General features: G+C 71.9%; 18 protein-coding genes and 1 riboswitch. Of the genes, 13 read left to right on the forward strand and 5 right to left on the reverse strand.

Annotation, left to right across the window (positions count from 1 at the left end; all coding sequences use genetic code 11):
- Positions 1-129: 129 nt before the first annotated feature.
- From V9U70_RS14430 to V9U70_RS14445, 4 genes are all read left to right on the forward strand, one after another.
- Complete coding sequence (locus V9U70_RS14430; RefSeq protein ID WP_336675355.1) at positions 130-1,587, forward strand: aldehyde dehydrogenase family protein; 1,458 nt, start codon at positions 130-132, stop codon at positions 1,585-1,587.
- Between the two features lie 155 nt (positions 1,588-1,742).
- Positions 1,743-2,201 (forward strand): Lrp/AsnC family transcriptional regulator, encoded by a 459-nt coding sequence (locus V9U70_RS14435; RefSeq protein WP_336675357.1) that lies wholly within the window; start codon positions 1,743-1,745, stop codon positions 2,199-2,201.
- A 182-nt stretch (positions 2,202-2,383) separates the two neighbouring features.
- A complete protein-coding gene (locus tag V9U70_RS14440; protein ID WP_336675358.1) occupies positions 2,384-3,181 on the forward strand; it encodes a carbon-nitrogen hydrolase family protein in 798 nt (265 codons plus the stop codon).
- A gap of 48 nt (positions 3,182-3,229) precedes the next feature.
- A complete protein-coding gene (locus V9U70_RS14445; RefSeq protein ID WP_336675359.1) occupies positions 3,230-4,924 on the forward strand; it encodes a flavin monoamine oxidase family protein in 1,695 nt (564 codons plus the stop codon).
- A gap of 87 nt (positions 4,925-5,011) precedes the next feature.
- Here the strand turns inward: V9U70_RS14445 and V9U70_RS14450 are convergent, their stop codons facing one another.
- Positions 5,012-6,403: a uracil-xanthine permease family protein gene (locus V9U70_RS14450; protein WP_336675361.1), complete on the reverse strand. Its 1,392-nt coding sequence runs from the start codon at positions 6,401-6,403 to the stop codon at positions 5,012-5,014.
- A gap of 159 nt (positions 6,404-6,562) precedes the next feature.
- Positions 6,563-7,795: an MFS transporter gene (locus tag V9U70_RS14455; RefSeq protein WP_336675363.1), complete on the reverse strand. Its 1,233-nt coding sequence runs from the start codon at positions 7,793-7,795 to the stop codon at positions 6,563-6,565.
- Positions 7,796-7,972: 177 nt separating this feature from the next.
- Between V9U70_RS14455 and V9U70_RS14460 the strand changes: the two genes are divergently transcribed.
- Positions 7,973-9,160, forward strand: a complete 1,188-nt coding sequence (locus V9U70_RS14460; RefSeq protein ID WP_336675365.1) for an ROK family transcriptional regulator — start codon at positions 7,973-7,975, stop codon at positions 9,158-9,160.
- A gap of 188 nt (positions 9,161-9,348) precedes the next feature.
- Here V9U70_RS14460 and V9U70_RS14465 read toward each other — a convergent pair whose 3' ends face one another.
- On the reverse strand, positions 9,349-11,706 hold the full coding sequence (locus V9U70_RS14465) for a chitinase C-terminal domain-containing protein (protein ID WP_336675367.1): 2,358 nt from the start codon (positions 11,704-11,706) through the stop codon (positions 9,349-9,351).
- Between the two features lie 278 nt (positions 11,707-11,984).
- Positions 11,985-12,115, forward strand: a riboswitch (FMN riboswitch).
- A gap of 159 nt (positions 12,116-12,274) precedes the next feature.
- Here V9U70_RS14465 and ribD point away from each other — a divergent pair.
- The 8 genes from ribD (at position 12,275) to V9U70_RS14505 (ending at position 18,228) form a co-directional block, all read left to right on the forward strand.
- On the forward strand, positions 12,275-13,375 hold the full coding sequence (gene ribD / locus V9U70_RS14470; protein ID WP_336675369.1) for a bifunctional diaminohydroxyphosphoribosylaminopyrimidine deaminase/5-amino-6-(5-phosphoribosylamino)uracil reductase RibD: 1,101 nt from the start codon (positions 12,275-12,277) through the stop codon (positions 13,373-13,375).
- Complete coding sequence (locus V9U70_RS14475; RefSeq protein ID WP_336675371.1) at positions 13,376-13,984, forward strand: riboflavin synthase; 609 nt, start codon at positions 13,376-13,378, stop codon at positions 13,982-13,984.
- Positions 13,981-14,625 carry a nicotinamide mononucleotide transporter family protein gene (locus tag V9U70_RS14480; RefSeq protein WP_336675373.1) on the forward strand — a complete coding sequence of 215 codons (645 nt, stop codon included), beginning with the start codon at positions 13,981-13,983 and terminating at the stop codon, positions 14,623-14,625. The genes V9U70_RS14475 and V9U70_RS14480 overlap by 4 nt, the downstream gene beginning before the upstream one ends.
- Positions 14,622-15,920 carry a bifunctional 3,4-dihydroxy-2-butanone-4-phosphate synthase/GTP cyclohydrolase II gene (locus V9U70_RS14485; RefSeq protein ID WP_336675375.1) on the forward strand — a complete coding sequence of 433 codons (1,299 nt, stop codon included), beginning with the start codon at positions 14,622-14,624 and terminating at the stop codon, positions 15,918-15,920. Before V9U70_RS14480 ends, V9U70_RS14485 begins: the two co-directional genes overlap by 4 nt.
- Positions 15,921-15,993: 73 nt before the next feature.
- A complete protein-coding gene (gene ribH / locus V9U70_RS14490; protein WP_336675376.1) occupies positions 15,994-16,479 on the forward strand; it encodes a 6,7-dimethyl-8-ribityllumazine synthase in 486 nt (161 codons plus the stop codon).
- A gap of 35 nt (positions 16,480-16,514) precedes the next feature.
- Positions 16,515-16,787 (forward strand): phosphoribosyl-ATP diphosphatase, encoded by a 273-nt coding sequence (locus V9U70_RS14495; protein ID WP_336675378.1) that lies wholly within the window; start codon positions 16,515-16,517, stop codon positions 16,785-16,787.
- A gap of 64 nt (positions 16,788-16,851) precedes the next feature.
- Positions 16,852-17,700 carry an ATP phosphoribosyltransferase gene (gene hisG / locus V9U70_RS14500; protein ID WP_336675379.1) on the forward strand — a complete coding sequence of 283 codons (849 nt, stop codon included), beginning with the start codon at positions 16,852-16,854 and terminating at the stop codon, positions 17,698-17,700.
- 57 nt (positions 17,701-17,757) lie between these two features.
- Complete coding sequence (locus V9U70_RS14505; RefSeq protein ID WP_336675381.1) at positions 17,758-18,228, forward strand: PH domain-containing protein; 471 nt, start codon at positions 17,758-17,760, stop codon at positions 18,226-18,228.
- 342 nt (positions 18,229-18,570) lie between these two features.
- Here V9U70_RS14505 and V9U70_RS14510 read toward each other — a convergent pair whose 3' ends face one another.
- Together V9U70_RS14510 and V9U70_RS14515 are read right to left on the reverse strand one after the other, a co-directional pair.
- Positions 18,571-20,463: an AAA family ATPase gene (locus tag V9U70_RS14510; protein WP_336675383.1), complete on the reverse strand. Its 1,893-nt coding sequence runs from the start codon at positions 20,461-20,463 to the stop codon at positions 18,571-18,573.
- Positions 20,464-20,819: 356 nt separating this feature from the next.
- Entirely contained in the window at positions 20,820-21,449 is a 630-nt protein-coding gene (locus V9U70_RS14515; protein ID WP_336675385.1) for a uridine kinase family protein, read from the reverse strand.
- Between the last annotated feature and the right edge of the window lie 62 nt (positions 21,450-21,511).

Consider the following 21,511-nt stretch of genomic DNA (forward strand, 5'->3'; position numbering starts at 1 on the left):
TGCGCGCCGGGAGGGGCGGAGCCGTTTCCGCCGCCGCCGAAACGGGCTCGGGGCCGCGCTTCAACTCCGTTGAAGCGTCAGTAATATGAAGCGCACTCAGCAGCCCGCCTCTTAGCGGTAAGGGATCTCATGTCCTTCTTCACTGACCTGGCCCACCAGTACATCGACGGCGAGTGGAGGCCGGGGAAGGGGTCCTGGGACATCATCGACTTCAACCCCTTCGACGGGGAGAAGCTCGCCTCGATCCCCGTCGCCACCGCCGAGGAGGTCGACCAGGCCTACCGGGCCGCCGAGCGCGCCCAGCAGGCGTGGGCGGAGACCAACCCGTACAGCAGGCGGGCGGTCCTGGAGAAGGCGCTGCGGATCGTCGAGGAGCGCGAGGCGGAGATCGGCGACGCGATCGTCGCCGAACTCGGCGGCACCCGGCTGAAGGCCGCCTTCGAACTGCACCTGGCCAAGGAGTTCCTCCGCGAGGCCGTCCAACTCGCCCTGCGCCCCACCGGGCAGATCCTCCCCTCCCCGACCGAGGGCAAGGAGAACCGCGTCTACCGCGTGCCCGTCGGCGTCGTCGGAGTCATCAGCCCCTTCAACTTCCCCTTCCTGCTCTCCCTCAAGTCCGTCGCCCCCGCCCTGGCCCTCGGCAACGCCGTCGTCCTCAAGCCGCACCAGAACACCCCGGTGTGCGGCGGCACGCTGCTGGCCAAGGTCTTCGAGGACGCGGGACTGCCCGCCGGGCTGCTGAACGTCGTGGTCACCGACATCGCGGAGATCGGCGACACCCTGCTGGAGCACCCGGTGCCGCAGGTCATCTCCTTCACCGGATCGGACAAGGTCGGCCGGCACGTCGCGACCGTCTGCGCCGCCAACCTCAAGCACGCCGTCCTCGAACTGGGCGGCAACAGCGCCCTGATCGTGCTGGACGACGCGGACGTGGACTACGCGGTCGACGCGGCGGTCTTCAGTCGGTACGTCCACCAGGGCCAGATCTGCATGGCCGCCAACCGCATCCTGGTGGACCGCTCCGTCGAGCGGGAGTTCACCGAGAAGTTCGTCGCCAAGGTCGCCTCGCTCACCGTCGGCGACCCCGCCGACCCGGCCACCCAGATCGGCCCGCTGATCAACTCCTCGCAGGCCGAGTCCGTCTCCAAGCTCGTCGACCAGACCGTCGCGGCCGGCGCGACGGCCCTGCTGCACGGCCGCGCCGACGGCAACCTGGTCAGCCCCTCCGTGCTGACGGGCCTCGCCGCCGACTCGCCCGTCCTGCACCAGGAGATCTTCGGCCCCGTCGCCCTGCTCATCCCCTTCGACGGCGAGGACGAGGCCGTCCGCATCGCCAACGACACCCCCTACGGACTCAGCGGCGCCGTCCACACGGGCGACATCGAGCGCGGTGTGCGGGTCGGCGGACGCATCCACACCGGCATGATCCACATCAACGACGGGACCGTCCACGACGAGCCCATCGTCCCCTTCGGCGGCGAGAAGAGCTCGGGCCTCGGCAGGCTCAACGGAGACTCGATGATCGAGGCCTTCACCACCCAGAAGTGGATCTCGATCCAGCACGGCCGCTCCCGGTTCCCCTTCTGACCGGATCGTCCCGCTGCGCCGAGCGCGCCCCTCGAGGGCGGCTCATGGTCTACTGCGACTACCGCGGGAGGCGGCGCCGCCTCCCGCGGGGGACCCGGGAGCGGTGATCGCCGCCTCCCGCAGCCGACCCATCGCAGAGAAGTGAACCGCCCGACGTGCGCCTGAACGACCTCGACGAACGCATCGTCCACGCCCTCGCCGAAGACGCCCGGCGCTCCTATGCCGACATCGGCGCGCTCATCGGCCTCTCCGCCCCCGCCGTCAAACGCCGGGTGGACCGGCTGCGCGCCGAGGGGGCGATCACCGGCTTCACCGTGCGCGTCGACCCGGCGGCGCTCGGCTGGGAGACCGAGGGGTTCATCGAGATCTACTGCAGCCGCAACACCTCCCCCCAGGCCATCAAGCGAGGCCTCGCCCGCTACCCGGAGGTCGCCTCTGCGTCGACGGTGACGGGTGAGGCGGACGCCGTCGTGCAGGTCTTCGCCGCGGACATGCGCCACTTCGAGCAGGTCCTGGAGCGCATCGCGGGGGAGCCGTACATCGAGCGGACGAAGTCCGTCCTGGTGCTCTCGCCGCTGCTGAGGCGCTACTCCTCCGGGGCTCCGCCGGCCTGAAGCAGTGGCCGAGATCACCCCGGTGACCTGCGGCGATGCCGAACGCAACGATTCGCCGCCGCAGGGCCCGGCCGCGCAACGAATCAACGGTCGACGCGCAACACTCGCGCCTTGTCCGGGCGGAACGGGCCCACGTACCTTCGAGACGTCTGTCCACACCCCCCGCCCCGCCGAGGTCAGCCATGCCGTCGTTGCGCACCGCCCTGCTCCAGAGTTCCGGTCGGCCCGGCGCCGTCGCCGAGAACCTTAAGGCGCTGGACGAGGCCGCCGCCCGCGGCGCCGCCGCGGGCGCCCGGCTGCTCGTCGCCCCCGAGCTGTTCCTGACCGGGTACGCCATCGGCGACGCCGTGCCCGAGCTGGCCGAGCCCGCCGACGGCCCCGGCCCCCGGTCCGTCGCCGAGATCGCCGTACGCCACGGCCTCGCCGTCCTGTTCGGCTACCCGGAACGCGACGGCGACCAGGTCTTCAACGCCTCGCAGCTCGTCGGCCCCGACGGCACACGGCTCGCCGACTACCGCAAGACCCACCTCTTCGGCTGCTTCGAGCAGGAGTGGTTCACCCCCGGCGAGCAGACCGTCGTCCAAGCCGAACTGGACGGCGTCCGCATCGGCCTGCTGATCTGCTACGACGTCGAGTTCCCGGAGAACGTCCGCGCGCACGCCCTGGCCGGCACCGATCTCCTGCTGGTGCCCACCGCGCAGATGCACCCCTACCAGTTCGTCGCCGAGTCCGTGATCCCGGTTCGGGCCTTCGAGAACCAGATGTACGTGGCGTACGTCAACCGCACCGGCCCGGAAGGCGAGTTCGAGTTCGTCGGGCTCAGCTGCCTGGCGGGGCCCGACGGCACCGTCCGCACCCGCGCCGGACGGGGCGAGGAACTCGTCGTCGGCGAGGTGGACGTGGAGCTCCTCGCCGCCTCGCGCGCCGCCAACCCGTATCTGCACGACCGCCGTCCCGGCCTCTACGGCTCCCTCGCCTGAGCCCGCCCCGCCCCCTCTCCCCGTACTCGCGCAAGGAGTCCCCGCCCCATGACGTCCACGGTGCCCAACGCCGTCCAGCACACCGACGCGGCGGCCCCGCCGATCACCATGTTCGGGCCGGACTTCCCGTACGCCTACGACGACTTCCTCGCCCACCCGGCGGGGCTGGGGCAGATACCGGCCACCGAGCACGGCAGCGAGGTCGCCGTCATCGGCGGCGGGCTCTCGGGGATCATCGCCGCCTACGAGCTGATGAAGATGGGTCTCAAGCCCGTCGTCTACGAGGCCGACCGGATCGGGGGCCGACTGCGCACCGTCGGCTTCGACGGCTGCGACCCCGCGCTCACCGCCGAGATGGGCGCGATGCGCTTCCCGCCGTCCTCCACGGCGCTCCAGCACTACATCGACCTCGTCGGCCTGGAGACCCGGCCCTTCCCCAACCCGCTCTCCCCGGCCACGCCCTCGACCGTCGTGGACCTCAAGGGAGAGTCGCACTACGCGAAGACCATCGACGACCTGCCCCAGGTCTACCGCGACGTGGCCGAGGCCTGGAACGCCTGTCTGGAGGAGGGCGCCGACTTCTCCGACATGAACCGGGCGCTGCGCGAGCGCGACGTACCGCGCATCCGGGAGATCTGGGGGCAGCTCGTCGAGCGGCTGGACAACCAGACCTTCTACGGCTTCCTCTGCGAGTCGCGGGCCTTCGCCTCGTTCCGGCACCGCGAGATCTTCGGCCAGGTCGGCTTCGGCACGGGCGGCTGGGACACCGACTTCCCCAACTCCATCCTGGAGATCCTGCGGGTCGTCTACACCGAGGCCGACGACCACCACCGCGGCATCGTCGGCGGCAGCCAGCAGCTCCCGCTGCGCCTGTGGGACCGGGAGCCGCAGAAGATCGTCCACTGGCCGCTCGGCACCTCGCTCTCCTCCCTGCACGACGGCGGACCCCGGCCCGCCGTGACCCGCCTGAACCGCACCGCGGGCAACCGGATCACGGTCACCGACGCCACCGGCGACATCCGCACCTTCCCGGCCGCGGTCTTCACCGGCCAGTCCTGGCTGCTGCTCTCCAAGATCGACTGTGACGACGCGCTCTTCCCGATCGACCACTGGACGGCGATGGAGCGCACCCACTACATGGAGTCGTCCAAGCTGTTCGTGCCGGTCGACCGTCCGTTCTGGCTCGACAAGGACGAGACCACCGGCCGCGACACCATGTCGATGACGCTCACCGACCGCATGACCCGGGGCACGTACCTCCTGGACGACGGGCCGGACAGGCCCGCCGTCATCTGTCTCTCCTACACGTGGTGCGACGACAGCCTGAAGTGGCTGCCGCTCTCCTCGAAGGAGCGCATGGAGGTGATGCTCAAGTCGCTCGGGGAGATCTATCCGAACGTCGACATCCGCAGCCACGTCATCGGCAACCCGGTGACCGTCTCCTGGGAGAACGAGCCCTACTTCATGGGCGCGTTCAAGGCGAACCTGCCCGGCCACTACCGCTACCAGCGGCGGCTGTTCACCCACTTCATGCAGGACCGGCTGCCCGCCGACAAGCGGGGGCTGTTCCTGGCGGGCGACGACATCTCCTGGACGGCGGGGTGGGCCGAGGGGGCTGTGCAGACCGCGCTCAACGCGGTGTGGGGCGTCATGCACCAGTTCGGCGGGGCGACCGACCCCACGAACCCCGGCCCCGGCGACGTCTTCGACTCCATCGCCCCGGTGGAGCTTCCGGAGGACTGAGCCGACCGAGTGCCCCGGTCCGCTCGGCGGGCCGGGGCACTCGGCCTCTCGGGGCGGGCGGCAGGCGCGCCCCCGGCCCCGCGGGGTTCAGAGCCTGTCGGGCCCGGACTCCTCGTCGTACGCCGAGGTGCCCGCGTCCAGCAGCGGCTCCTGGGACTTGAGGTGGGCCGGGGCGAAGGCGCGCAGCACGTGGTAGCCGGTGATCACGACGATGGTGCCGAGCGCGATGCCGCTCAGCTCGAAGTTGTCGGTGATCTTCAGGCTGACTCCGCCGACGCCGATGATGATGCCCGCGGCGGCCGGGACGAGGTTGAGCGGGTTGCGCAGGTCCACCCGGCCGTTGAGCCAGATCTGCGCCCCCAGCAGGCCGATCATCCCGTACAGGATCACGGTGATCCCGCCGAGCACTCCGCCCGGGATCGCGGCGACGACCGCGCCGAACTTGGGGCACAGACCGAAGAGCAGGGCGAAGCAGGCCGCCGCCCAGTACGCGGCGGTCGAGTAGACGCGGGTCGCGGCCATGACTCCGATGTTCTCGGAGTACGTGGTGTTGGGCGGGCCGCCGACGGCGGTGGAGAGCATCGACGCCGCGCCGTCCGCCGCGATGGCGGTGCCGAGCTTGTCGTCCAGGGGATCGCCGGTCATCTCGCCGACGGCCTTCACGTGCCCGGCGTTCTCCGCCACCAGCGCGATCACCACGGGCAGCGCGACCAGGATCGCGGACCACTCGAAGCTGGGCGCGTGGAAGGACGGCAGCCCGATCCAGTCGGCCGATCCGACGGCCGACAGGTCCAGACGCCAGTGGTCGACGGCCTCGGCGCCGCCGGCCGGGGAGTGGATCTGGCCGAAGACCAGATCCAGGGCCCAGGACAGCGCGTACCCGAAGACCAGCCCGAGGAAGATCGCGATGCGGGAGAGGAAACCTCGCAGACACACCACGGCGAGGCCGGTGAAGAGCATCACCGCGAGGGCCGTCCACTGGTCCTGCGGCCAGTACGTCGAGGCGGTCACCGGCGCCAGGTTGAAACCGATCAGCATCACCACCGCGCCCGTCACCACCGGCGGCATCGCCGCGTGGATGATCCGCGCGCCGAACCGCTGCACCGCGAGGCCCACCAGGAACAGCGCCGCACCGACCACCAGCACCGCGCCGGTCACCGTGGCGCTGCTGCCGCCGCTCGCCCGGATCGTGGCCGCCACCCCGACGAAGGAGAGCGAGCAGCCCAGATAGCTGGGCACCCGGCCCTTGGTCGCCAGCAGGAAGATCGCGGTCGCGACGCCGGACATCATGATCGCGAGGTTGGGGTCGAGCCCCATCAGGACCGGTGCGACGAACGACGCCCCGAACATGGCCACCACGTGCTGGGCGCCCAGTCCGAACGTACGGGGCCAGGAGAGCCGCTCGTCGGGGCGCACCACCGCCCCGGGCACGGGTGTCTTCCCGTCGCCGTGCAAGGTCCAGCGCACGCCGAGGCTCATGGTTGCTCCCTGAAGGTCTGCTCGGTGCGCCGGCCGGTCTGCGACCCGGTATGCGGTGTTCACCTGCGGAAAAGATCAGCGCCATGGTAATGCTGAGGCCGGCGCAGGCCGCGACGAGGGCCGCCGGGACCGGCAGCCGGGGGCGGCGGGAGGCGCGGTTCAGCCCCCTGCCGGACTCCCTTTGGACGCCGTGGCGCCGCCGGCCGCCGAACCCGTCACCGTGCGGTCGCCCGACCGCAGGACGCCGGCCCCCAGCACCAGGCCGAAGGCCAGCGCCGTCACCACGCCGAAGGACACCACCAGCGAGGTGGCCTCGGCCAGCGAGCCGATCGCGGAAGGGGCGATCAGCCCGGAGGTGTAGGTGATGGTGGCGACGCCCGCGATGGCCTGGCTCGGGTTCGGACCGCTGCGTCCGGCAGCGGCGAAGGCCAGGGGCACCACCACCGCGACGCCCAGCCCCAGCAGCCCGAAGCCGCACAGCGCGGCCGCCGGAGTGGGCGAGACGACCACCAGCAGCCCGCCCGCCGTGGCCAGCAGCCCGCCGGTCCGTACGGTGCGCACCGCGCCGAACCGGTCGACGATGCGGTCGCCGGCGATCCGCGCCACCGCCATCGTCAGGGCGAACGCCGTGGTGGACGCCGCCGCGAGACCGGCGGAGCTGCCCAGGACGTCCCGCAGGTAGACCGCCGACCAGTCCAAACTGGCCCCCTCCGCGAACACCGCGCAGAACCCCACGGCCCCGATGATCAAGGCCGACTTCGGCGGCAGCGTGAAACGCGGCGGCGGCTCCGCGTCGGGCTCGACGCGCAGGTCGAGGACGCCCCGGCAGGCGAGCAGGCCCAGGACGGTCAGGAGCAGGGCGGCGAGGGCGTGGTGGAGCCGGGCGTCGGTCCCGACGTGGGCGGCGACGGTGCCCGCCGCAGAGCCGGCCAGCGTGCCCACGCTCCACATGCCGTGCAGCCCCGACATGATCGACTTGTCGAGGCGGTTCTCCACCTCGACGCCCAGGGCGTTCATCGCCACGTCCGACATGCCCGCCGTCGCGCCGTAGACGAACAGCGCCGCGCACAGGACGGGCAGATTCGGGGCGAGGGCGGGCAGGGCCAGCGCCAGGGTCCACAGCGCGAGCAGCCCCCGCAGGGCGTCGCGCGCTCCGAACCGGTGGCTGATCCGGCCGGCCAGCGGCATCGCGACCGACGCGCCGATCGCAGGGAAGGCCAGGGCGAGGCCGAGCTGTCCCGCGCTCACCCCGGCGTGGTCCTGGAGCCACGGCACCCGGGTGGCGAAGCTGCCGGTCACCGCCCCGTGCACCGCGAAGACCGCGGCCACCGCGACCCGCGCCCGGCGTACCTGTTCCTTGCTGTGGACCGTGACGGTCGAGTCGTCCTTCATGCCGTCGTGCCCCCTCCTGGGAATTTTGGGCAGCCGGGGGTCCCGGCGCTCCCGCGCGACGAGGCCGTAAACTATCAGGAACCCTGCCTGATAAATAGTCGCCGAAAAGCTTCAGGAGACAGGAAGGCCGAGGCGGGGCCGGAGAGGGGCGGGCTGCCGATCTGGAAGGATCTTTGTATGCCCGCATCACCGAGCACGGCTCGTGCCCTCAACGACCGGCTCGCCCTGCGACTGCTCCAGCAGGACGGACCGTTGACGGCCGCGCAGCTCAAGACGCTGACCGGTCTCTCCCGTCCCACGGTCGCCGACCTCGTCGAACGCCTCCAGGACGCCGGCCTGATCCGGGTCGTCGGGGAGTCCGGGGCCGCCCGCCGCGGTCCCAACGCCCGGCTCTACGGCATCGTCGCCGACCGGGCCCACCTCGCCGCGCTCGACGTGCGCACCGGAAGCGTCAGCGTGGTCGTCACCGACCTGCTGGGCGCCACGCTCGCCGAGGGGGCGCTGCCCATCGGCGCTGACACGGGCACGGAACCGGCGGTCGAGCGGGCCGCCGGGCTCCTGGAGCGCACCGCCCGCGCGGCGGGGCCCGCACCGCTGCACAGCGTCGGTGTCGGCGCTCCCGGGCTGATCGACCCCGCCACCGGCGAACTGCGAGACAGCTCCGGGCTGCCCGCCTGGCACCGGGGCCTCGTCCGGGTGCTCCAGGAGCGGCTGGAGGCCGCCGTCCTGGTGGAGAACGAGACCAACCTGGCGGCGGTGGCGGAGCACCGTGCGGGCGCGGCCCGCGACCGGGAGACCTTCGTCATGTTCTGGCTCGGTCAGGGCGTGGGCGCCGCGGTGATGCTGGACGGCAGGCTGCGCCAGGGCGCGTCCGGCGGCGCCGGGGAGATCGGGTTCCTGCCCGTCCCCGGGGTGAGCGGCCCTCCCTCCGCGGTCAACTGCGACGGCGGCTTCCACTCGTTGGTGGGCTCCGTCGCCCTGTGCGAACTGGCTGCCCGGCACGGTCTTGTGGCCCCCGGCGCGGCGGCCCGGGGCAGGGAGGAGGAGATCGCGGTGCGAACGGTGCGGACCGCGCTGGCGGCGGGGCGGGCCGGCGAGCCGTTCCTGGACGAGCTGGCCGGCCGGCTGGCGCTGGGGGCCGCCGCCGTCGCCTCGGTGCTCGACCCCGGCTGCGTGCTCCTGGCGGGGGCCGTCGGCCACGCGGGCGGGGCCGGGCTCGCCGCCCGGGTCGAGGAGCGGCTGGCCGCGGTCTCCCCGCTGCGCACGGAGGTCCGTGCCGGTTCGCTGGGCGACGGGGCCGTGTTGCGGGGAGCGCTGATCACCGCCCGGGACGCGGCGCAGGACGCGCTGTTTCCTCCCGGCTGACCGGCGGCCTGCCTGCCCCCCGGGGGCCGTGAGGCCCGGTGACCGGCGCGGTCGCCCAGGACGCACCGCGCCCGCGCCGCGGCTCCGGCAGGACGCGCCCGGCCCCGGCGGTGGACGCCGGGGCCGGGCGGTGCGAGGAGGGGGCCGGCGGTGAACAAGGGGCGCTCACCGCCGGACGGCGGAGGGGCTCAGCAGGCGCCGAGGTCCTTCCAGACGCCCCACTGGCCGGTGGAGCCGGGCGTCTCGCCCTTCGTCCACCACTGGGCCTTCCACTGGCGGCCGTCGTGGCTGACGGTGGACCCGCCGCCGTACGCGGTGGACGCGTCCCAGGCCGCGGCGGAGCAGTCGCCGCCCGGCTCGGACGGGGTCGGCGTCGGGGTCGGGCCGGTCGGGTCCGGCGTCGGCGTGGGGTCGGTGCCGGCGCCGGGCTCGACCAGGGTGGTGCCGCGGGCCAGGTCACCGGCGAGGGAGTAGGTCTTCCCGCCGAAGGCGACGGTCCAGTTCGACGGGGTGGACGTCGGCAGGTAGTAGACGAAGTCCAGCTCCACCGAGGCTCCGGGCGCCAGGGTCTGCCAGGCGGGCAGCTTCAGCGAGACGCGGTTGTACTCGCCCTTGAGGCCGCCGATGTTGTTGGACGCCGTGTGGTCGCTGCGGATGATCGTCGTGCCGAAGCCGGACTGGTCCTTGGCGTTGGCCGGGGCCGAGGTGGAGTAGTCGAACTGGAACTCCGTGCCGCCGGGCAGCGTGGCCTCGGTCCGGTTGGTGATCTTCAGCTTGGGGCTGATCGGGTAGTTGGAGTCGCCCAGGGCGAACTGGCCGAAGGACACGTCGATGTTCACGGCCTCGGTGGGCAGGTCGATGGTGGAGCGCTTCGCGCCGTACGGGGTCGCCGACTTAAACGCGTCGTACATCGCGGTGGTCAGCGTGGAGCCGGTCTCGTACTGGCCCTTGGCGGCGTTCCACTGGTAGTCGCCCGCCAGCTCCCAGATCATCGTTCCGCCGATGCCCTTGTCCACCACGTAGTCGGCCTTGGCCTTCACCGACTGCTCGTCCTCAGTGGAGAGGAACACCTTCTTCTGGGCGTTCCACAGCCACGGCGCGACCAGCGTGGAGTCGTACTTGCGGACGTAGGAGCCCGTCAGCCGGGTGTCCTCGGGGAAGCCGTAGTCGGTGACGTAGTCGCCGACGATGCCCTTCTCCAGGTTCTTCGCGTGCCACATGGGGTTGGAGCCGGCCGGCGACTCCTTGCCGTCGGCGTCCTTGTCGTGCCACAGGTTGTCGATGCCGACCGCGCCGTCACCGCACTTGGTCAGGCCCGCGCCCGCCGGGCAGTCGGTCGTGGCGGCCTTGCCCCACAAGCCGTCGGTGCCGCCCTGCACGTTCTTGAAGCCGCGGGTGTAGTACGGCAGGCCGATGTTGATGCGGCCGGCCGGCATGGAGCCGCGGAAGTAGTGGTACGCCCAGTCGGTGTTCAGGTAGCCGGTGCCGCCGTACTGCGAGGTGGAGTACACGCTCGCCTGGGCCAGCTCCGCGTCCTTGCCGTCGTCGAAGAGCGAGGCGTTCGGGCCGACGTACTCGTTCCAGGCGCCGTGCAGGTCGTAGGACATGATGTTGACGTAGTCCAGGTACTTCTGCATCTGGTACGTCTCCATGCCCCGCAGCAGGTAGCCGGAGGACGGGGCGGCGACGGTCAGGAGGTAGTGCTTCCCGTCGGCGGCGCCCGCGCGGTCGAGCTTCTCGCGCAGGGTCTTCATCAGGGCGTCGTAGCCCTTGACCAGCCCGGCGCGACGGCCGTTGGCGAGCGCGTGGTCCAGCGGGTTGCCCGCGTCCTTCATGCTGGTCGCGTACTCGTAGTCGATGTCGACGCCGTTGAAGCCGTACTTCTTGATGAAGGCCACGGTCGAGTCGGCGAAGGTGTTGATGCCCGCCTGGTTGACCGAGCCGTCGGCGTTGGTGGCCATCGAGTAGAAGCCGCCGGAGTCGACGCGCTCGCCGTCGGGGCCGAAGTAGCCACCGGTCTCGGCCCAACCGCCGACGGAGACCATGGTCTTCACGTTCGGGTACTGCTTCTTGTACTTCGTCAGCAGGTTGAAGTGCCCCTTGTAAGGGAGCTCCGGGTCCATCTCCGCGCCCGCCACGCCCGGCCAGGTCATGCCGGTGGAGGCGTTGTCGGCGCTGTCGGGACCGACGGAGAGCTTGTTGGCGCTGTCGACGTGCGCGAAGGCGTAGTTGAGGTGCGTGACCTTGTCCCAGGGGATGTCCGGGACCAGGTAGGCGTCCTTGCCGTCCTTGCCGGTGCGCCAGTTGGTGAAGTAGCCGATCACGCGGCGCTGATGGTCCTCGCCCATCTTCTCGCGTCCGTCGGCGTCGTAGACGGAACAGTAGGGGACGTCGACGCCGGGCGTCTTGTAGAGCCCGTCGGGACGACAGGACTCCTGGTCGGTGGCGGCCGCGGAAGGGCTGGCTGCGAGGGAGCTCATCAGCAGCCCGGCGACGGCGGCGCCGGCGGCGAGCAGCGTGGCTCTCGCTCGGGTGGGGGACAGCATGTGGTCGTTCCTCCTGGGGAGGTCGGCAGAACACAACTGGCAAAGGGGGTGGGGCGCGTCGGGGTCCTTGGTGTGCGCACACCGCCGGACCGAACCTCGGAGGTGACGCAGAGATTAAGAGGACTAGACCAGTGCGTCAATAGGTCTGGACCTTAGGCGGGCATCTTTTCTGTCGATTTCTCGCCGCCGGTAATGCGCCAGCGCCCCTGTGATCCAGCCCACAGCGCTCACCCGCATGGCCGACGGTCGTCCATGGCAGACTGGTTGCGTACCAGTAGCAGCGCACTCCGGGGTCGGTGCAATTCCGAACCGGCGGTTACAGTCCGCGACCCGTCCGCAGCCAGCGGCCGGTTGACCAGGTGAAATTCCTGGACCGACGGTTAAAGTCCGGATGGGAGGCAGTGCGCGGCGGGTTGTCATCGGTACGCCGCCGTCGGCGGACGCATGGCCCGGATCATCCGGAAGCCTTGCGTTCTCGTCCTCGGTATTCGGCGTTCTCGCTGGTCACCCGCTCTCTGTCGTCATCGACAGGCCCCGGAGTCCGTGCCCGAAGAGGCAGGAGGACCCGGTGGCCACCGCAGCCGACATCACCGCCATGCGCCGAGCCATCACGCTCGCAGCGCGCGGTCTCGGCTCCACCAGCCCCAATCCGGTCGTCGGATGCGTGATCACCGACGCCGCCGGAGCCACGGCCGGCGAAGGCTTCCACCAGCGCGCCGGAGGCCCGCACGCCGAGGTCCACGCCCTGCGCGAGGCCGGCGGGCGGGCCCGCGGCGGCACCGCCTACGTCACGCTGGAACCCTGCGACCACACGGGCCGCACCGGCCCCTGCGCCCAAGCCCTCCTGGAAGCCGGGATCAGCCGCGTCGTGTACGCGGTCGGGGACCCGGACCCCCGGGCCGCCGGCGGCGGCGCGACCCTGCGCCAGGCCGGGGTCGGGGTCGAGCAGGGCCTCCTCGCCGAGGAGGCGGAGGAGGGGAACGCGGCCTGGCTGACCTCGGTGCGCCTGGGCCGCCCGCACGTCCTGTGGAAGTACGCCGCCACGCTCGACGGCCGCGTCGCCGCCGCCGACGCCACCAGCCGCTGGATCACCTCGCCCGAGGCCCGCGCCGACGTCCACCGGCTCCGTGCCGAGGCCGACGCCGTGGTCGTGGGCTCCGGCACCGCCCGCGCCGACGACCCCCACCTGGCGGTACGCGCCCTCGACGGCGCCACCCAGCCCCTGCGGGTCGTCGTCGACACCGAGGCCACCGCCGTCCGACCCGGCGCACGCGTCCTGGACGACGCCGCGCCCACCCTGGTCGCGGTCGCGGAGGGCGCCCCGGCCGGGCACCTCCCCGAGACCGCCGTACTGCGCCTGCCCCGCGCCGCGACGGGCCCCGGCCTGGACGTCGGGGCCCTCCTCACCGCCCTGCACACCCGCGGCGTCCGCTCCGTACTCCTCGAAGGCGGGCCCACCCTGGCCGGAGCCTTCGTCGCCGCGGGCGCGGTCGACAAGGTCGTCGGCTATCTCGCCCCCGTCCTGCTCGGCGCGGGCCCCGCGGCCCTCGCCGACGCCGGGATCTCCACCCTCTCCCAGGCGTTGCGCCTGGAGGTGACCGAGACCGTCCGCATCGGCCCCGATCTGCGCGTCACCGCCGTCCCCGCCCCCGCTCGGAAGGGAAACTGAGTGTTCACCGGAATCGTCGAAGAACTGGGTGAGGTCACCGCGGTCGAGCGGCTGGAGGACGCCTCCCGCTTCCGGCTGCGCGGCCCCGTCGTCACCGAGGGCGCCGTTCACGGCGACTCCATCGCGGTGAACGGCGTCTGCCTCACCGTCGTGGACACCGAGGACGGCGAGTTCACCGCCGACGTGATGGCCGAGACCCTGGAACGCTCCAGCCTCGGCGCGCTCACCGTCGGCTCCCGGGTCAACCTGGAGCGCCCCATGGCCCTCGGCGGCCGGCTCGGCGGGCACCTCGTCCAGGGGCACGTGGACGGCGCCGGCGCCATCGTCGAGCGCACCGCCTCGGAGAACTGGGAGATCGTCAAGGTCTCGCTGCCGGCCGGGCTCAGCCGGTACGTCGTGGAGAAGGGCTCCATCACCGTCGACGGCGTGAGCCTCACCGTCGTCGACGCCGGGGACGACTACTTCACCGTCAGCCTCATCCCCACCACCCTCGCCCTGACCACGCTCGGCCGCAAGCAGGCCGGGGACCTGGTCAACCTGGAGGTGGACGTCCTCGCCAAGTACGTCGAACGACTGCTCGGCGACCGGGCCGCACAGGACCGGCGATGAACCTCACGAGCTGGCTCAACTCCGAGGCCTTCACCGTGTTGGGCCAGCACATCAAGTGGTCCGACATGATCGGCAACGTCGTCGGCCTGACCGCCCTCGCGCTCGGCTGGCGGCGCTCCATCTGGACCTGGCCGGCCCAGCTGCTCTCCGGCGTGATCCTGCTGACCGCCTTCGCCTCCGCGCACCTGTCCGGCAGCGCGGGCAAGCAACTGGTCGTCATCGTCGTCGCCCTGTGGGGCTGGTGGTCATGGAGCCGGGGCAGGCGGCAGGCGCAGGACGGCTCCATCGCCGTCCGCTTCGCCACCTGGCGCGAGCGCGGCGCGCTGATCGGCGCCGCGGCGCTGGGGACCCTCGCGGTCGGCGGCCTGTTCACCGCCTTCCCGTCGCTGTCCTGGGACCCGTGGCCGGACGCGTACATCTTCGTCGGCACCATCGTCGCGATGTACGCCCAGGCCCGAGGCATGGTCGAGTTCTGGTTCGCCTGGCTGCTGGTCGACCTGGTCGGCGTCCCGCTGAACTTCGCCAACGGGTTCGCCTTCTCCGGATTCGTCTACGTCATCTACGGCGCCCTCGTCCTGTGGGGGATGCGCGACTGGTGGCTGCGTACGCGGACACCCGCTCTGGAAGGAGCCACGGCATGAGCGATCTGCCCGGCCGACTGCACCCCGCCCACGACCCGCTCGCCGCGGTCCTCGCCCTCGACCCCGTCGAGCGGGCCGTCCGCGACATCGCGGCGGGCCGGCCCGTCGTCGTCGTGGACGACGAGGACCGCGAGAACGAGGGGGACCTCGTCATCGCCGCGGAGAAGGCCACCCCCGAGATCATCGCGTTCATGATGACCGAGTGCCGTGGGCTGATCTGCGCGCCCATGGAGAGCGCCGAGCTGGAACGCCTCGAACTGCCGCAGATGGTCGAGCACAACACCGAGTCGATGCGGACCGCCTTCACCGTATCCGTCGACGCCTCCGCGGCCCACGGCGTCACCACCGGCATCTCCGCCGCCGACCGGGCCGCCACTCTGCGGCTGCTCGCCGGCGGCGCGGCGGGCCCCGGCGACTTCGTCCGCCCCGGCCACATCTTCCCGCTGCGCGCCCGCAGCGGCGGCGTCCTCGTCCGCAACGGCCACACCGAGGCCGCCGTCGACCTCGCCCGGCTCGCCGGCCTGCGTCCCGCCGGGGCCATCGTGGAGATCGCGGGCGAGGACGGCGTGATGCTCCGGCTGCCCGAGCTGGTCCCCTTCGCCCGCAAGCACGGCCTGACGATCATCTCCATCGAGGACCTGGTCGCCTACCGCCGCAGCAGCGAACCGACCGTCCGGCGCGAGGCGCAGACCCGGCTGCCCACCGCGTTCGGCACGTTCACCGCGTACGGCTACCGCTCCACCGTCGACGGCGTCGAGCACGTCGCCCTGGTCCACGGAGACGTCGGCGGCGGAGAGGACGTCCTGGTCCGGATTCACTCCGAGTGCCTGACCGGTGACGTCTTCCACTCCCAGCGCTGCGACTGCGGCCCCCAGCTGCACGCCTCCATGCGGCGCGTCACCGAGGAGGGGCGCGGCGTCGTCGTCTATCTGCGGGGCCACGAGGGCCGCGGCATCGGGCTGCTCTCCAAACTGCGCGCCTACGAACTCCAGGAGGACGGCGTGGACACCCTCGACGCCAACCTGGAGCTCGGCCTGCCCGCCGACGCCCGGGACTACTCGGCAGGCGCCCAGATCCTCAAGGACCTCGGCGTCGGGAGCCTGCGCCTGATGACCAACAACCCCGACAAGACCGCGGCCGTCCTGCGCCACGGCCTCACCGTCACCGGACGGGAGCCCATGCCCGTCCAGGCGGGCGAGCACAACCTGCGCTACCTGCGCACCAAACGCGACCGCATGGGCCACGACCTGCCCTGGCTCGACGGCGCCCCCGCGTCGCCGTGCGCCAACCAGTGACCCGGCCCACCACGGCCTCCGTCACTGCCATCCCCGTCGCCACGCGACGAACGACACGATCACCAGGAGAGACATGAGCGGCAAGGGTGCACCCGAACTGTCCGTACGCAACTGCGCCGACCTGCGGGTGGCCGTGATCGCGGCCCAGTGGCACGAGCAGGTCATGAACGGCCTAGTCGACGGCGCCCTGCGCGCCCTGCACGAGCTGGGCATCGACGAGCCGACCCTGCTCCGCGTCCCCGGCAGCTTCGAGCTCCCCGTCGTCGCCAAGGTGCTCGCCGGACGCGGCTACGACGCGATCGTCGCCCTCGGCGTGGTCATCCGGGGCGGCACCCCCCACTTCGAGTATGTGTCCCAGGGCGTCACCCTCGGCCTCACCCAGGTCACCGTCGACACCGGAGTCCCCGTGGGCTTCGGCGTGCTGACCTGCGACACCGAGGAGCAGGCGCTGGACCGGGCCGGGCTCGAAGGGTCCAACGAGGACAAGGGGCACGAAGCGGTCACGGCCGCGGTCGCCACGGCGGCCACGCTGCGGACCGTCAGCGAACCCTGGCGCTGAGCGCCGCACGGAGACCCCGTATTCTGAGGACCATCATGGCGAACAAAACCTTCGAAGAGCTCTTCACCGAGCTCCAGCTCAAGGCCGCCGAGGGCGACCCCTCCACCTCGCGCACCGCCGAACTGGTGGACAAGGGCGTGCACGCCATCGGCAAGAAGGTCGTCGAGGAGGCGGCCGAGGTCTGGATGGCCGCCGAGTACGAGGGCAAGGAAGCCGCCGCGGAGGAGATCTCCCAGCTGCTGTACCACGTCCAGGTGATGATGGTCGCCCGTGGCATCTCGCTCGACGACGTCTACGCCCACCTCTGAGCCTTCCCCGCACACACAACCACGCCGTCCGCACGACTCCCTCCGCACAAAGGAACCTGACCTCATGCTGCGCATCGCCGTCCCCAACAAGGGTTCACTCTCCGGGCCTGCGATGGCGATGCTCCATGAGGCCGGCTACCAGCAGCGCAAGGAGTCCAAGGAACTGGTCCTGGTCGACCCTGCCAACGAGGTGGAGTTCTTCTACCTCCGCCCGCGTGACATCGCGATCTACGTCAGCTCCGGCAAGCTCGACATCGGCATCACCGGCCGCGATCTGCTCCAGGACTCGGGCGCCGACGCCGAGGAGATCCTCCAGCTCGGCTTCGCCCGCTCCACCTTCCGCTACGCCACGAAGCCGGGCACGGCCGCCGGCCCGCAGGACTTCGACGGCATGACGATCGCCACCTCCTACGAGGGCATCGTCGCCGCCCACCTCGCCGAGGCCGGCGTCAAGGCCTCCGTCGTCCACCTCGACGGCGCGGTCGAGACCGCCATCGAACTCGGCGTCGCCCAGATCATCGCCGACGTCGTGGAGACCGGCACCAGCCTGCGCAACGCGGGACTCGAAGTGATCGGCGAGCCGATCATGACCTCGGAGGCCGTCGTCGTCCGGCGCAACGGGGCCCCGCACGACGACCCCAAGGTGCAGCAGTTCCTGCGCCGCCTCCAGGGCGTCCTGGTCGCCCGGTCCTACGTGATGATGGACTACGACTGCCGCGTCGAGCACCTGGAGCGCGCCGTCGCCCTCACGCCGGGCCTGGAGTCGCCGACCATCTCCCCGCTGCACCACGAGGGCTGGGTCGCCGTCCGTTCCATGGTCGCCGCCAAGGAGGCCCAGCGGATCATGGACGACCTGTACGAACTCGGCGCCCGCGCCATCCTGACCACGGCCATCCACGCCTGCCGCCTCTGACGGGCCGGGCGTCCGCCCCGGCGCCCAGGCCACCGCACACCCCGACGGAGAAGACCCATGTCCGCGCCCAGGCCCGAACTCCCCACCCTGCCGGCCACCTTCCGGCCCACCCTCACCCGGGTGGTCCTGCTGAGCGTGGGCCTGGCGATGTTCGTGGTCCTCACGGCCATCGCGCTGATCCTGGAGCGGCTCACCCCGGGGGAGCGGGCCAGCTTCGTCTTCGTCGCCGCGCTCTTCCTCGGCGTCCTCGCCCTGCTCAGCAGGCCCCGGGTCGCGGCCGACGAGAGCGGGGTGACCGTCGTCAACATCACCCGTACCCGCAGGCTGGCGTGGGAGGAGATCCTCCGCGTCAACCTGCGGTCCGGCGACCCCTGGGTCTTCCTCGACCTCAGCGACGGCACCAGCCTGCCCGCCCTCGGCATCCAGCCCGGTATGGCCAAGCAGCAGGCCATCCGCGACGCCCGCGCCCTGCGCGCCCTCGTCGAGTCCCGCGGCGCCGGCGGCGCCGACGCCCCCCTCGGCGGCTGAGCTCCCGCGCAGAAGAGGGCCGTGTCGTCCACCCCGGTGGGCGGCGGCGACCCGAGCGCCCCGCACTCCGACGGGCTCATCGGGCCCGCGGGCCTTCCTGCGAGCCGCAAAGGGGCCCGCGCCGCCGCCCACTTGGCCCAGGCGACTGACGGGTCGGGGCCGCGTCCTCGGTCTCCTCGCGGTGGAGGACGTCCTGGAGACACCGGTGGGAGAGGCCCGCGACCCGGCCCACCGGGACGGGCCGCCGCGCCGTGCGCCTACCGGAGCCGGGGCGCCCGGCGACCCCGGGTCCTCGTGCACTGACCGCGCGCCGTCGGGCGAGGCAGGGCACGCCCGACGGCGTCACACCCCGCCGGGCTCCTGTCTGCCCCGGCCCACCGCCCCGCGCCCCGACAGCACCTCGCCGTACGCCTGCATCAGGTCCGGCAGCCGCAGCGTGGACAGGTCCTCCCGCGTCAGCTCGCCCGAGTAGCCGGAGAGCCGCAGATCGCGGTACGCGCAGCTCTTTTCGTACAGCGTCCGCAGGAAGCGCCCGTTGCCCAACTCGTCGATCCAGCCCTGGTCCACCACATGGCCGCTGATGCTGCGCAGCTCGTCCTTGGCCTCTTCGTCCCACACGTCGTCGTTCTCGGCGGCCAGCACGCCGCCGATCGCGGTGAGTTCGAGCGGCCGGTAACTGGGGAAGTCGACACGGCTGGTGAACCGGGAGGACAGGCCGGGGTTGGCGGCGAGCAGCCGATCCATACCCTCTGGATAACCCGCGAGGATGACGACGAGATGGTCCCGGTTGTCCTCGGCGCGCTTGAGGAGGACCTGGAGCGCCTCGTCGCCATAGGCGTCTCCCTTGCTGTAACCCGAGTTGGCCAGGCTGTACGCCTCGTCGACGAAGAGCACCCCGCCCAGTGCCGAGTCGATCAGCTCGTTGGCCTTCACCGCTGTCTGCCCCAGGAACTCGCCGACCAGATCGGAGCGTTGCGCCTCGACCAGATGGTCGCCGCCGAGCAGTCCGAGCGCGTAGAAGACCCGGCCCAGGATGCGCGCCACCGTGGTCTTGCCGGTGCCGGAGGGGCCGGAGAAGACGAAGTGGCGCTTCGGCGGCTGCACGGGGAGCCCCTGCTCGGCCCGCAGCCGGGCCATGTTCAACTGCGCCGACAACGCCTTCACCTGGCGCTTGACCGGTTGGAGCCCGACCATGCGCTCCAGCTGGGCCAGTGCGTCGGCCAGCAGCGCGGGATCGCTGGGCCCGGCGGGGAAAGCGGCCGGTTTCCCGGCCCCTTTGCGGCGGGCGCCCTCGATGGGGGCGGACGTAGCGGGCGCCGGATCGTCGGGCAGCACCGACTCGCCGGCCGGCCACGACTCCCGCCCGTCCACCGGGTCGGGGCCGAGCGGCGCGTCGCCCTCCGGCTGCGCCGCCGCCCCGGAGCCGAAACCGCTCAGCGTGACGGCGGCCAGGTCCGCCTGCTCGTCATAGCCGTCGCCCTCGGAGATCGCGGCGAGCCGGGCGGAGGTGTCCATGAAGGCCGGGTCCACCCGGTGCACCGCCCGGTACAGCGGCAGGGCGGCCGCGCTGCGCCCGGTGCCCTCGTGGGCCCGCGCCAGCCAGTAGCGCAGCTCCTTGCGCTGCGGCTGCTCGCTGCGGCAGCGCATCAACGCGGCGGACAGCAGAGGCTCCGCCTGCCCGTACATCTCCAGTCGCACCCGCGCCATGCCGCCGAAGAGGCCCGCCTCGATGCCGAGCATCGGATCGTCGACGAGCTTCTCGGTACACCGCACCAACTGCTCCCAGTCCTTGACCAGATAGGAGCGGCAGGCGTGCAGGAACCGCACCTGCGGGTCCGCGTCCACCGGCGGCAGTCCGGCCAGCGCCCGGTCCAGCTCCGGCACATGGCGGCCGTCCAGCCAGTGCGAGGCGTGGGCGAGCAGCAGGTCGCGCGGGCTCTCCAGCACCGGCTGCACCCACCAGCCCAGCCAGTACCAGGAGTTGAGCGTTCGGCGGTGGCGGGCGCGCTGTTCGCCGAAGCGTTCGCGATGCCGGTACATGCGTAACAGCGCCGTGGCGGTGTCGATGCGCAGCGCATGGAGACCGAGCCAGCCGTCCGCCATGCCCGGATCGAACCGCACCGCGGCCCTGAACTCCTCCTCGGCCTGTGGGTACGCGCCCATGGTGTAGGCGTCCATGCCGCGCAGCCAGGCGAGGTCGGCGGGGGCCTGTGCGCCCTGTCTGCCGATGTCCATCAGGTCCCCCACAAACCGTTCCCCCAGGATGTTCCGCCCGCACAGCATGCCCACCCCGGCGGGTCGAATCACTGCGCGGAGGAAGGGAATTGACCACACCGAGGGGCATCGTACCCACGTCCGGGGGCTGTTCGCCGGATGACCGACCCGCAAGGGGAGTGACCCAGGGTGAGCGTATTGCTCTCCGTGGTCGTAGAGAGAGGGGGCGCGCACAGGACGAAGCCCCCGATCACGGGGGAACAACCGGGGGCTTCGTGTCTGTGGGGGCTCCGAAAAGCCGCACAATGAGAACGTAAGACCAGTAAGGCTCGCCGGTCAAGCGGAGTTGGAGCACTTCCCGGCCGATTTCCGGCGGCTCAGCACGGTGCGGCCCCGCCGCTACGGTGTGTGATACCGCGGTGCGGTCCCGCCGCCGCGCGAGGCCCCGCGGACCAGGCGTACCCCCGCGGCCGCTGGTGGACCAGCACGTCGGCGTACGGGCGTGAGGGATCGCCCGCGAAGTGCCGCTCCTCGGCGGCGGTCCACCCGTCCCAGAACTCCGTGAGCCCGGCGCCGTCACGTCGTCTGCCCCGCTCCCAGGAGGTCTCCCGGTCCAGCTCCATCCAGCACAGCGCCGCCAGCCACGGGCGCACCTCACGCCGCCCCGCCCCGACGCCCTCCACCAGTATCACCGGAGCCGGCTCCAGGGTCCGTGCCGGACCGAAGCGCCGACGGGTCCAGTCGTAGGGGAGATACCGCCCCGCCGCGCCGCGCGCCAGCGGCAGGAGCACCTGATCCCGCAGCCGACCCGTCCAGGCGAACAGCTCCTCGTGGGTGGCCAGATCGTCGAGACGCAGAACGGGCGCGCCGCCGAGCGCCGTCGCCAGCCGAGCGGCGAAGGTGCTCTTGCCCGACCCGGCGTGCCCGTCGACCCCGACGAGCCGCACCGGTCCGCAGGAGGGAGGGAGCAAGCGCAGGTCATCGGCGTGGCGGGCCAGGTCGTCCATGGCCCCAGGGTACGGTCCCGCTCGGAGGCGGCCGGGACCCGCCGCAGGTCACGCCAGTGGTC

This window comes from Streptomyces pratensis, from assembly GCF_037137275.1.
Taxonomy (GTDB): Bacteria; Actinomycetota; Actinomycetes; order Streptomycetales; family Streptomycetaceae; genus Streptomyces; species Streptomyces pratensis_B.

Bases quoted from the DNA above. Each gene is read 5' to 3' on its own strand.
- V9U70_RS14430 (WP_336675355.1), top strand. From the start codon at position 130: ATGTCCTTCTTCACTGACCTGGCCCACCAGTACATCGACGGCGAGTGG.
- V9U70_RS14440 (WP_336675358.1), top strand. From the start codon at position 2,384: ATGCCGTCGTTGCGCACCGCCCTGCTCCAGAGTTCCGGTCGGCCCGGC.
- V9U70_RS14445 (WP_336675359.1), top strand. From the start codon at position 3,230: ATGACGTCCACGGTGCCCAACGCCGTCCAGCACACCGACGCGGCGGCC.
- V9U70_RS14450 (WP_336675361.1), bottom strand. From the start codon at position 6,403: ATGAGCCTCGGCGTGCGCTGGACCTTGCACGGCGACGGGAAGACACCC.
- V9U70_RS14455 (WP_336675363.1), bottom strand. From the start codon at position 7,795: ATGAAGGACGACTCGACCGTCACGGTCCACAGCAAGGAACAGGTACGC.
- V9U70_RS14460 (WP_336675365.1), top strand. From the start codon at position 7,973: ATGCCCGCATCACCGAGCACGGCTCGTGCCCTCAACGACCGGCTCGCC.
- V9U70_RS14465 (WP_336675367.1), bottom strand. From the start codon at position 11,706: ATGCTGTCCCCCACCCGAGCGAGAGCCACGCTGCTCGCCGCCGGCGCC.
- V9U70_RS14480 (WP_336675373.1), top strand. From the start codon at position 13,981: ATGAACCTCACGAGCTGGCTCAACTCCGAGGCCTTCACCGTGTTGGGC.
- V9U70_RS14485 (WP_336675375.1), top strand. From the start codon at position 14,622: ATGAGCGATCTGCCCGGCCGACTGCACCCCGCCCACGACCCGCTCGCC.
- ribH (WP_336675376.1), top strand. From the start codon at position 15,994: ATGAGCGGCAAGGGTGCACCCGAACTGTCCGTACGCAACTGCGCCGAC.
- V9U70_RS14495 (WP_336675378.1), top strand. From the start codon at position 16,515: ATGGCGAACAAAACCTTCGAAGAGCTCTTCACCGAGCTCCAGCTCAAG.
- hisG (WP_336675379.1), top strand. From the start codon at position 16,852: ATGCTGCGCATCGCCGTCCCCAACAAGGGTTCACTCTCCGGGCCTGCG.
- V9U70_RS14505 (WP_336675381.1), top strand. From the start codon at position 17,758: ATGTCCGCGCCCAGGCCCGAACTCCCCACCCTGCCGGCCACCTTCCGG.
- V9U70_RS14510 (WP_336675383.1), bottom strand. From the start codon at position 20,463: ATGGACATCGGCAGACAGGGCGCACAGGCCCCCGCCGACCTCGCCTGG.
- V9U70_RS14515 (WP_336675385.1), bottom strand. From the start codon at position 21,449: ATGGACGACCTGGCCCGCCACGCCGATGACCTGCGCTTGCTCCCTCCC.